This window comes from Paenibacillus sp. SYP-B3998 (genome assembly GCF_010820665.1).
GTDB lineage: Bacteria > Bacillota > Bacilli > Paenibacillales > NBRC-103111 > Paenibacillus_E.
Genome location: NZ_JAAIKC010000013.1, coordinates 43,823 through 54,485, shown reverse-complemented (window position 1 = coordinate 54,485; position 10,663 = coordinate 43,823). Strand labels below are relative to the sequence as shown.

At 42.6% G+C, this 10,663-nt stretch carries 11 protein-coding genes; all 11 read right to left on the bottom strand.

Annotated features, from left to right (window positions below; translation table 11 throughout):
• Window positions 1-36 precede the first annotated feature (36 nt).
• Window positions 37-1,338, bottom strand: a complete 1,302-nt coding sequence (locus tag GK047_RS24185; protein ID WP_163952587.1) for a DUF1963 domain-containing protein — start codon at window positions 1,336-1,338, stop codon at window positions 37-39.
• Window positions 1,339-1,825: 487 nt separating this feature from the next.
• Window positions 1,826-2,815, bottom strand: coding sequence for a phospholipase D-like domain-containing protein (locus GK047_RS24180; RefSeq protein WP_163952585.1), 990 nt, complete (start codon window positions 2,813-2,815; stop codon window positions 1,826-1,828).
• 243 nt (window positions 2,816-3,058) lie between these two features.
• Window positions 3,059-3,367 carry a hypothetical protein gene (locus GK047_RS24175; protein ID WP_163952583.1) on the bottom strand — a complete coding sequence of 103 codons (309 nt, stop codon included), beginning with the start codon at window positions 3,365-3,367 and terminating at the stop codon, window positions 3,059-3,061.
• A 36-nt stretch (window positions 3,368-3,403) separates the two neighbouring features.
• A complete protein-coding gene (locus GK047_RS24170) occupies window positions 3,404-4,876 on the bottom strand; it encodes a protein adenylyltransferase SelO (RefSeq protein WP_163952581.1) in 1,473 nt (490 codons plus the stop codon).
• Between the two features lie 308 nt (window positions 4,877-5,184).
• Entirely contained in the window at window positions 5,185-5,733 is a 549-nt protein-coding gene (locus tag GK047_RS24165; RefSeq protein ID WP_163952579.1) for a nucleotidyltransferase domain-containing protein, read from the bottom strand.
• A gap of 247 nt (window positions 5,734-5,980) precedes the next feature.
• Window positions 5,981-6,268 (bottom strand): cytochrome c oxidase assembly factor Coa1 family protein, encoded by a 288-nt coding sequence (locus tag GK047_RS24160; protein ID WP_275901707.1) that lies wholly within the window; start codon window positions 6,266-6,268, stop codon window positions 5,981-5,983.
• A 435-nt stretch (window positions 6,269-6,703) separates the two neighbouring features.
• Window positions 6,704-7,420 (bottom strand): DUF7832 domain-containing protein, encoded by a 717-nt coding sequence (locus GK047_RS24155; protein WP_163952576.1) that lies wholly within the window; start codon window positions 7,418-7,420, stop codon window positions 6,704-6,706.
• Between the two features lie 17 nt (window positions 7,421-7,437).
• Window positions 7,438-8,223, bottom strand: a complete 786-nt coding sequence (locus GK047_RS24150; RefSeq protein WP_163952574.1) for an arylamine N-acetyltransferase family protein — start codon at window positions 8,221-8,223, stop codon at window positions 7,438-7,440.
• 105 nt (window positions 8,224-8,328) lie between these two features.
• Window positions 8,329-9,504, bottom strand: coding sequence for an MFS transporter (locus GK047_RS24145; RefSeq protein ID WP_163952572.1), 1,176 nt, complete (start codon window positions 9,502-9,504; stop codon window positions 8,329-8,331).
• A 78-nt stretch (window positions 9,505-9,582) separates the two neighbouring features.
• Window positions 9,583-9,894 carry an ArsR/SmtB family transcription factor gene (locus GK047_RS24140; protein WP_163952570.1) on the bottom strand — a complete coding sequence of 104 codons (312 nt, stop codon included), beginning with the start codon at window positions 9,892-9,894 and terminating at the stop codon, window positions 9,583-9,585.
• A gap of 53 nt (window positions 9,895-9,947) precedes the next feature.
• Window positions 9,948-10,655 carry a FadR/GntR family transcriptional regulator gene (locus GK047_RS24135; RefSeq protein WP_163952569.1) on the bottom strand — a complete coding sequence of 236 codons (708 nt, stop codon included), beginning with the start codon at window positions 10,653-10,655 and terminating at the stop codon, window positions 9,948-9,950.
• Window positions 10,656-10,663: the final 8 nt, after the last annotated feature.

The following is a 10,663-nucleotide window of genomic DNA, read 5'->3' as shown; positions in this document are numbered from 1 at the left end:
TTGTCCTGGATTCCTATAATGAGCATACAACTATGGCTATGATTGCTGGAATAATGTAGCTGTAATCATGGAATTCGGGCATAGGAACATATAATAGATGCCCTCACCATGCTTCTCTATTTCTCCCCAATCTAATTGGCTGATAAAAGTCATTCGCTTGGAGCAGCAAGGACATGCCGGATACTCTGCGTCCTGTATCCAAGACGGATGTCCACCGACCTGGGAGACAGTTGGCTCTAGCGTCCATTCAGCAGCATGGTAAACACTCCGAGGCTGGCTGGCTATCCGAAAAGACTTGCTTGCAGATAAATATTGGTCATCGTAATCGTCATGATTGATATCCGGCAAATAGTCTGGTCTCTTATTATATGTACTCCACTTCGTCTCCCCATTTAAATCCACATCCATATATACAGTGCCGTAGCAACCGCAGATAACGCAGGTTTCCACCTTAAGCCGTTCTCCAGCCAAGGATAAAAATTCAAAAAAAGGGTGGCTCACTCCTATATCCAAAAGTGTAGTCAACTTCCCGCCGCACCACAGACAAGTATGTGAGCTTTCAGTCAGCAATATTACTGATTCGCTAGCTCCGTGGACAGATTCCTCCGCTTTTTCCACCTTCTCAATAGCATAACTGTATCCATAAAATAAATTGTGCCGCTCCCCCTCTTCGGTAAGTTCCCATCCTGCTTCATACGTGTACAAATCAGGCGAAATATTGAGATTTCCTACCCACTCGGGGGAAGATTTCCGCCATTCATGCAACCGCTGTACGACTTGTTCGTCTCCGATCCAGACCAAAGCCGATAATAGATGATTGCGGTTATCATTATCGTATTCCACCTGATCCATCAACTGATTCCGAACTTCCTCCGAGGCATCCTTAAATAATATCCCAGGATAATATAGTTCGCGGGAGATAAGCTCAGGGATCCAAGCAGACAGCGATATGTTCTTATAACAAACTAGCGACAATAAAATGTCCTTGCTCGTATCCTCGTCACCCGAAACAAGTAAGTTCACTGCATAGTCCAACATCTTGCCTGCGTCCTCCGCAGACAATGACATATAAAGTTGCTCCTTATTCTGTTTATATGGCGTGTAACGGATCATAGGATCGTATTCTAAATTGGTATGCATGATCTTGAGAATTTCCACAGGATCAGCAATCCCCTCATACAAATTTACGTCTCTACGATGCTTATCTATATATAGTTGTCGCTCTTGGCGCTTCATCTCCTGCTTGCATGGCATACAATAACCACCTGTTTTCTCAGCTGTGGTAGGCAAAATTGTTGCTGAACAGCCTTCCCTTGTACACGGGATACGTTCCGTCACCACATTCCCTCCTCACTCTTGAATATCTTGAGAACTCGACTTAAACTGCAAGAAATACCCCACATCTAAAATTGAGGGGAGTGTTCAATAATCAACGGTGTCCTATATCCACTATTATAACACACAGGATAAAATATCCTTTTCAAAAAAAGGTGTCATTGGATGTATAGGGACTGAACCCCTGACCTCATCGTTGCCAGCGATGCGCTCTCCACGGTGGTTAATTGCACTGCCCATCGCTATATGTATGATAAACACACAATACGTAGGAAGCGCTTATACAGCTAAAACATTGTATGATCACTCTGTATCGAATTTAATTCATACGTTCTTTCGGAGCGATAATTAAATCAAAAAGCTTCTGTGCAGGATTCTATATCAATAAAATATAAGCTGCTATCATGGAATATTCCATGAATGGCGGCTTATTCATATCGTTGGAGTGCAACGATCAAAAAATATGGATTCACCCAATGGAGTGAACCTGCTATTTGCCATAAGTTGTTGGGTCTAGACTAAACGCAAGACTTTTCCAATTGAAGTCACCGCGCGCTCCTCTGAGTTGGTTTTCTTGAGCAATGTTCCGATAAAGCTTAAACGCCTCGCGGTCATTCAACTGTAGGGTGCCTAGGCCCAAGTGTTCGACCAAAAGTTGACTGCGGAGCGAACGCACCACTTTCGGATCCCAAAACGTAGCGTTCATCTCCGTATGACCAAATAGTGAATTCGAATGAAGGTTGCAGGAACCGATTGTCGCCCACACGTCGTCGATCATCATTAATTTTGCATGTACGTAAATGTTACTGCGCCCCCCCTGTCCATTCAATCCTGCTATTCCGACAAGGGCAAAATTCTTGTATTGGCCGAGCGTTTCTAACTGATCAAAGAAGCTTTTTCTGTCCGGATGTTGACGGAAAGTGTAGACGTATTGCTCGGGTTCAGCTGGAACTAGAAGAACGACATCCACGCCACGCTTCAAGGCCTCCTCCAGTCTGACAGCAATCTCCGGGATCGGAAGAGCCTGATTCTCGATGTAGATTGAGGAACGAGCGGCATCGATCGCTCGTTTGTACTGTTCAAAGATTGAACGTTCGCCAGAGGAAATATCAAATGGAGATCCCCCGGGAGTTGGGTAACTATCCCAGTATCCCGGGAAGGCTTGGCCATACCCACTACTCTCAAGATTGGGGCGCCAGAAAATAACCCTAACATCTAAACCTCGCAATACCGCGCTGTCCAGTACATCGAACAAGGTACCTCGCTTGTCCGGCATCTGGAAATCTGGTGACATGAAAGTAATTGTGAGCCAGACACTGTGCCGCGCTGCTTCGATGGCCTCACAAATCCGACGAAAGGTGGGCGCACTATCCACGAGCGGACGAACCCTATTTCCGTGACGAACAGGGTATGACCCAGATGCGAGAAAGGGTATCGGCGACTCGGAGCCAGCGATGGATGAGAACTCTAATTGTGTCATATTTGCCCCCTACCAAATTGAAATCTGTTTATCCACTAACCTCCATAACAAAATCAAAATTCAATGCTCCTATCACTTTACCAAATATTCCAATTGCAAGACACTTTCGTTAATTCAAAAAAAGGGACCCACAGCAACGGGCTGAGAGTCTAAGTTCTTGTCGATGGATTTGTGTCGCCTCATTTTATTTATATTGTGCATCGGTAATTGCCAGCTTCGATTTCCAAACAAGAATTTACAAAATTACCCTTCAACCACATCTGCCCCCAACTCGCCCGCAACCTCAATCATCTTGGGGATCACTGCTTCATTGGTGCCAGATACATAAATATCTCCCTCATAATGCCGGAACGGGATCTTTGTATCGCCATAGCTCCACATGAAAAAATCTCCCTCAATGGACATACTGGTAGAGGCTGTCACCGTAAATACGGATGTATAGGAAAAATCAGGTTTAGACGTAAAATACTGCTTGCACTCTTCCAAAGATATTGTTTTCACCGAATTATCCTTTTCTTGAAATGCTCTTGTAATTCGATAGCGTTGACTCATTGAGCTTCCTCCATTATCGTTCATTTTTTCTGTATATCAGGTACCGCAAAAGGTTCGGTAAGGACAGGTTGATACCGCAGGCAATGTAGAGTAATCAACCTGTTCAGGCGAGTGCGCGTAGGGGCTTGAAAGGACATCAAGAAGCCGCTCCATTACGCTATAGTCTCCTTTAGCCGCGGCTTCTAGTGCGTCTTCTACCCGGTGGTTGCGCGGGATTATCGCGGGATTGCTGCTGCGCATCAACTGATGCGAGGAGGCTTTTGACTCCTGCTGCCTGCCTAATCTCGCCTGCCACAGCTCATGCCACTGAGCAAATTCCGTGGTGCCAAACAGAACTGTATCCTCCGGCTTATCAAAAGTTAATGCGCGAAAGGTATTGGTGTAGTCCGCACGATAAGTCTGCATCATACTGAGCAGGACTTCAATAAGGGATTCATCCTGTTGCTCTTCGTTAAAGATTCCCAGTTTTGCCCTCATTCCCGCGAGCCAATTACGTTGATACAACTCGGAGAAGTCTGAAATCGCATCCTCAGCCAGTTTGATAGCCTGCGCCTCGTTGACATGCAGCAGCGGCAATAGGGTTTCAGCAAATCTCGCAAGATTCCACGTGGCAATATGTGGCTGATTTCCATAGGCATAGCGGCCATGAATGTCAATGGAACTGAATACTGTTGCTGGATCATAGGCATCCATGAAGGCACAAGGACCATAATCAATAGTTTCTCCGCTAAGGGCCATGTTGTCGGTATTCATCACCCCGTGAATAAAGCCAACAAGCTGCCATTTGGCAATTAGCACGGCCTGACGCTTGAGTACTTCCTGAAGTAGGCAAAGATATCGGTTCTCATCAGCAATAACTTCTGGAAAGTGTCTTTGCAATGTGTAATCAGCCAGGGCTCGAAGATCCTGGATAGTGCCACATTTTGAGACATATTGAAAGGTGCCGACACGCAGATGACTGGCAGCCACGCGGGTCAGAATTGCACCAGGTTGCTCGGTTTCGCGGAGTACTGACTCACCGGTTGTTACCACCGCTAGGCTGCGGGTGGTAGGAATCCCAAGCGCATGCATGGCTTCGCTGATGATGTATTCACGCAGCATCGGTCCAAGTGCCGCTCGACCATCGCCTCTGCGGGAATATGGCGTTTTACCTGAACCCTTAAGCTGAATATCAACCCGCTCACCTAAAGGAGTAATCTGTTCGCCAAGCAGATGAGCCCGGCCGTCCCCTAACAAGTTAAAATGCCCGAATTGATGCCCTGCATAAGCTTGAGCAAGAGGCAAAGCGCCTTCGGGAATCTGGTTGCCAGCAAGCATTGCTACGCCATCATTGCTTTGCAGCGCTTGGACGTTCAGCCCCAGGGATATTGCCAACGGACTATTAAGAATGATCAACCTCGGTGAGCGTGCAGGGGCTGGGTTGAGTCTGGTAAAAAATAATTTCGGCAGACTCGCATAACTATTGTCGAAGTTCCATCCTGTTTCTATCATTGCTTTTTTCTCTGTCATTGTATCTCCTTTTTCTTTTATCTTTTGTAACTTCGTTTTTTATTTTACATAAAACCAATTTATTATACCCTTTCTACACATAGATGGGTGCCTTCTCGATTTATTATTTTCACAATAGCGTCTGGGTTTGGTTGCTGATATTAATTGATTATTACACCATTCATTTTCCGCCCCCTCTTTGAACCATACCATATGTTGAGCACATGCTTGCGTTTATTCTGCCCAATAGCATAGCAAAGCTGCCGATTGTTCCCGCGTCAGCCTTGTGGTGTAGGTTTTTCATCTCTTGTTTTCCGTTAACGCAATTGTCAAACCGAAAGTTTCGCTAACCAAACTGAATCAGGTTTCATTATACGTATTCCACTTGCGAGCCAAAGCTTTTGCCTATCATTCATGATCGAGAGATAATTATTGAAATCTTCATTATCTTTTCCTCTCGGGTTCAAACTTTTAAACAGCAGCTGCCATACCGGATTTACAAAGGGTCTACCTGCACTATCTTTGAGGGCAAAATCATTTGTGCCCATAGTTATATTCTTATTTTTTCGAAAAAAAACTTCATCCCCCACACGTTCAGTAAGCAAAATTTCTATAAAATTCTTTTCTCTAAAAAGATGTAAACAATATCTGGGCAGTGATAAATCGCTAAACTGTTCATAGTCAACAAGACGGCCTTCACCTGGTACCGCGACTTTAATTTCCCAGTTTTCAAAATATCGAAGTGCTTCTTTAGCATCCTCGCGGTAAATGCAAATGTCGAGATCGTCATGCTCTCTCGTTAATTTACCCAAGGCAATATCGACTACCCAACCTCCAGATATAAACCAAGGCTTCTCGAAATTTTCCATGACATCCATGATAAAGTCTAAATCAGAATGAATAAAAATCCCCCCTCAAAACACCAATATTAAGTGAATACCTTCGATATTGCCCATGATTTCCCTGCCATAAGCAGATATTTATTTGAAGCCGCCGCCATGCAAACCTGCCAGTGAGGTGAGTAAAGGCTGCCGGAAATAGCGGCAGCCTTTGCAGTGTTTATTGAGCAGACGTTTCTCGTTTACTTAGCCAGAATACAATATTTCAGAGTTCTACCAGGTACCCTTACTTCATTTTATATTCCTTTATTTTCCAATCACTGTTTGATTCCTTATATAAGCTAATGTTGATCGTAGCACTTTTCATTGTGCCCTTCACCTTGATATCAAAATTAGCCTCGCCTCTCCCATTACTTATGGAAACGCCACCCATTGGAACTAAACCAATTGAAATTACTTCTCCAAGTTGCGATCGAACTTGGGGATTTTCTCTAATAAAACGTTCTGAAATTTCGTAGGATCTATTACTTTTAATCAAAAAAATAGTCATTGAGAAGAGAACACCTACAAACATAAGAAATGCACAAAAAGATAGTAAGATTTTAACCGGTAAACTTACTTTTTTCCCACTATAAAATACAGCAGTTTGGGCTAATCGATCTCCTAGTTTTCGTTGATCCTTGCTTGTTAACAGGATTACAAGTTCTATTGGCCAAAAGCAGGCTCCGCCAATTACGACTTCAAATCTCGCCTTCAGACAGTCGAGTAGCCCCCGGCTCCAGAAGCCGTGGCAACCTTGCTTCGCTCTCTAAAATCCCGCTGTTTGGACCATCAATTGCCGATCCAATTCTGAAATTCTAGAACAAGTTCTTTTCTATTCAATGAGCAATCCAATCACCTTCTAGTGCATGTGTAGCATCCGATACAGTAAAAACCAATACCCCCGATTCGTTCAAATCGAAGAAAAAACCTTCCTTTTTCATCGAATCAAGCGTTGCCACGCAACACTCTAGAGAGTTCCTGAACAATTACGACGTTTCCAGTCACGGTAGCGTTCCGAAATGACCGGTTCGATTATGCGATAGTTCTCGATCGAATCTTCCACATGGTAGATCGTCGGCAAGCCAGATGCCAAAATTTCCGCGAAATCAGTAGCAGTATAAATATCGTTATGGATATTAAGGTATTCACGCGCAAACGCATCCGCTTCGTCCGATAAATCATTCGAGCTCAGCACGCCATCCCAGTTTGTTCGATAAAATTGGGCGCCTGTCATTTCATCCCGTTTGACAAGCTCAATATCTGATGCATCGTTTTTGCGGTTTCGCTTGCTGGACAGGTCGTTTTTGATCACCCAGGCCACGAACATACCGGTCGGGACGTAGGCTTGAAAGGAATCCAGTTCATGCGGAAACTCGCCTTCATAATGCCATTTCGCCTTATCGAACACGTATGTTTCTTTTTCCTTGATTTGAAATAATACGTCGATCGGTTCTTCGATGAATCCTTTACCTTGGAGTTCATAAGCCAATTCCTTCAAGCGATCGACGGCTTCCTGCTTGGTAGGATACGACTCGTATGTTGGATTTATCGTCTTTTTATCGGAATATAGTCGGCCTTTAATGATATTAAGGATACAGACCAGCGTTCCTTCCGTAATCGTTAAATACCGATAATCTTTAAAGGTCTTTCCCTGCTTGGTTAAGGCGCACTTCACATTAGTCATCAACTTTCTTTAGTTTCTCATAGTTCTAGAAATCCAAAATGCTGTTTGGCTAGCTCTTTGAATCTAACGTTGTCAATCTGTTCCTTTTTCGATTTTCCATCAATCCATTGTGTGAAAGAAGTATCGGTTAACGTTACATTCCCATTGCTTTTAAGTTGGGTAATCAATGGGGTTTTGTTAAATCGTGATTCTTTGTGCTGGGTGATGATTCCTTGAACTTCATTCAGTTCAGATAAATCCTCTAATGGTCGTTTTGTATCAAAAGCATAGCCTATTTTCCAATCTACATCTTTATATTTTAATTTCATTTCAAGTATATAGTCTCCATAATCACTTTCCATTGCTTTGACTCGAAATTCTCCATTCATAGAGGAGGTTGTTTCTCCATTTAGCGGCACAGGTTTTAGTGGTAGGTTCCCTCCAAATCCAGTATCAACCAAGTACGTTTGACCTTCATGCTGCAAAAGAATAGCTACATGAGTTCTCCCGAGATTTGACCAGTCCTCCGTTGCATAATTGTATACTTCCCCTCGAACTAACACTGCATTAAACCCATTTTCAACTAAGAAAAAATAAAGCAGAGGATTCAATTGATAGCATAGACCACCTTCATTTTTCACGAGAATTTTGTTAATTAAATTCTCTTTTGTTATAGCTCTTGTTTTATTTGAAAGGATGCATAAATTTTCAAAAGGAAGGGCTGTTGCTGTTCTTTCAAGAATGTTATCTAAGGTTCCAAATGTAAGTTTTTCGTTCTCTGGAATGCCAATTCTTTTACGAAATAATCCATTCAACTCATTCATTATGAAAATCCCCTCCATGACTCAAAGATTGTGCAACAAGTTTACATACTATTGGCGAAATATATGTCATATTCTTTCACCACATAATAAATTATCGTTCACCGTTTAACGTAAGTTTACTTCCTCTGAGCCCGATTTGGAAACTTTTATTTTAATTATGATCAATAAGAAAGCAAGCAGTGTAAACATAATTCCACTCCAGATGAGTTGATGTATGCCCAAGTGAGAAATAAACCAACCACCGATAAAAGTCCCTACAGTAATTCCAAGATTGGAAAATGAGACTAACAAGCTGTTGCCGAATTCGGGAGCTTCTTTCGCCTCAGTCGTTAACCATGCTTGACTGACAATAAGCCCGCCAGCATGCACGGCCCCCCAAATGAACACAACAACAACCATCGGAATGAAATAAGAACCCAAATAATAAGCGAATAAGTAAATTACCGCATATAGTAAAGGAAACATGATGACGGTCTTTGTAATGCTTTTATGCAATAATCCCCCAAATAAAAAATTCCCCAAAATCATGACTAGACCAAAAGCCATCAACAGGATACTTATCCATGACCCGTTCATATGTGTTACTTGTCCAAGGTATTCAGCAAAGTAGCTATATACAGAAAACATAGCCGCAAAGATAAAAATAACTGTCACGATATTTAACCACAATTGAGGTTTGCGTAATATACCAAGTTGCTTGCCATAAGACATTTTTCCCTTAACAGGCATGGAAGGAAGCCAAGCTAATATTCCTACAAAAGCAATCACACTTACAAAAGCACCAAACAAGAAAGCAGCTTCTAACGAAAACTGCTCTGCCAGATAAGAAGTCAAAGGCACACCAAAAGCAAACCCGACAGTTATTCCAGCAAAAACCTTTGTAACCGCTTTGCTGCTTTGTTCCGAAGGGACAAGTTTAGCTGCCGTCACAAGAGCTACTGAAAAAAAGACAGGATGAAAAACGGCAGGAAGAATACGGAAAGCTAGCATAACTTCGAATTTCGTAGTATAGGCATAAACGATATTTGAAATCGCGAAAATAAGTACTACAGTTAGGAGAATGATTTTACGATTAATACCAGAAGCGAGTAATGTCAGGAAAGGACCTGAAATGGCAACGACTAAAGCAAATATACTCACAAGCCATCCTGCTTGTGAAGCTGATATATTAAATTTTTGAGTTACCTGGGGCAAAACCCCTATAATACCCATTTCCGTTGTAATAATGCCGAATACGCCTAAAGCCAGAATAATGATAAGCAAAGGGTTAACCTTTTTCATATTGAATGTAAGCCTCCATTTATATTCATATATACAGATATCTAGATGTGAAATACAAAAAAAAAACCTCCTTTTCGTTTATAGTTCCTTTTTAATGTACTCGGAAAATTCCTGTATTGTCTTTTCGTTCCGACGATAATACGTCCACTTCCCGATTCGCTCAGATTCCAACAAACCCGCTTTTTGCATAATCAACAAATAACTCGAGATAACAGACTGTGCAAGTCCCGCTTTAGCCTGAATTTCTCCCACGCAAACACCACTTCGGAAATTGAGACCCTGTTGCAAATAGGGCCTTTCATCAAAGAATTTCTCTGGATTTTTTAACCATAGCATGATTTGACTACGCGTCTCGTTAGACAAAGCTTTATAAATCAATAAAGGTTCCATATCGATTATTATATCTACTTTTATAGATTTGTAAATATTCAATGTGCTATTTCTTACACATATTTTGTCAAAATACTTTCAACATGCTCCAGATGAAGCCTCATATGCCTAGCGGCAAGATTCTTATCACGTGCCGATACAGCCTCGAAGATCATCGAATGCTCTTGATACAGCCGTTCCGCGACGAAGCAATTGGCATACATTTCGACGCGGCGGGTTTCACGAATCGCCATCTCCATCGGGTTCATAATGGAATCGAACAGACGTACCATAATCGAGTTATGTGTCGCTTTGGCCAGGGAAACATGGAATAACAAATCCGTTCGTTCCCCTTCCAGATCGTTTCCTATAGAGGCTTCCATTTCCTTCATCAATCCGTTCAAAATTTCAAGGTCATCATCCGTTCTTTTCTCAGCGGCAATAGCAGCGTTCGAAATCTCCAAAGAGTGCCTGGCTTCTAGCAATTCCAAAAGCGTCGTACGGTTCACGCGAAGCGATTCAAGCTCTGGCAGCTCAATTTCATTAGGCGTATTGCTGATGATTCTGCATCCTCCACCCTGCCGAATATCAATAAAACCCATCGCTTTCAATGCGCTTAGAGCCTCTCTTGTCGTGGATCTTCCGACACCAAACCTTTCGGACAATTCCTTTGTCGAAGGCAGTTTATCTCCTACTTTCAATTGACCCTGGAGAATCAGGTTCTTAATCTGCTCCGTGATTTCCTCATAGTGATTGCGTTTCATCAGTTTCGTTACTTCCATATTGTTAA

Bases quoted from the DNA above. Each gene is read 5' to 3' on its own strand.
- GK047_RS24180 (WP_163952585.1), bottom strand. From the start codon at position 2,815: ATGACACAATTAGAGTTCTCATCCATCGCTGGCTCCGAGTCGCCGATA.
- GK047_RS24175 (WP_163952583.1), bottom strand. From the start codon at position 3,367: ATGAGTCAACGCTATCGAATTACAAGAGCATTTCAAGAAAAGGATAAT.
- GK047_RS24170 (WP_163952581.1), bottom strand. From the start codon at position 4,876: ATGACAGAGAAAAAAGCAATGATAGAAACAGGATGGAACTTCGACAAT.
- GK047_RS24165 (WP_163952579.1), bottom strand. From the start codon at position 5,733: ATGGATGTCATGGAAAATTTCGAGAAGCCTTGGTTTATATCTGGAGGT.
- GK047_RS24160 (WP_275901707.1), bottom strand. From the start codon at position 6,268: ATGTTTGTAGGTGTTCTCTTCTCAATGACTATTTTTTTGATTAAAAGT.
- GK047_RS24155 (WP_163952576.1), bottom strand. From the start codon at position 7,420: ATGACTAATGTGAAGTGCGCCTTAACCAAGCAGGGAAAGACCTTTAAA.
- GK047_RS24150 (WP_163952574.1), bottom strand. From the start codon at position 8,223: ATGAATGAGTTGAATGGATTATTTCGTAAAAGAATTGGCATTCCAGAG.
- GK047_RS24145 (WP_163952572.1), bottom strand. From the start codon at position 9,504: ATGAAAAAGGTTAACCCTTTGCTTATCATTATTCTGGCTTTAGGCGTA.
- GK047_RS24140 (WP_163952570.1), bottom strand. From the start codon at position 9,894: ATGGAACCTTTATTGATTTATAAAGCTTTGTCTAACGAGACGCGTAGT.
- GK047_RS24135 (WP_163952569.1), bottom strand. From the start codon at position 10,655: ATGGAAGTAACGAAACTGATGAAACGCAATCACTATGAGGAAATCACG.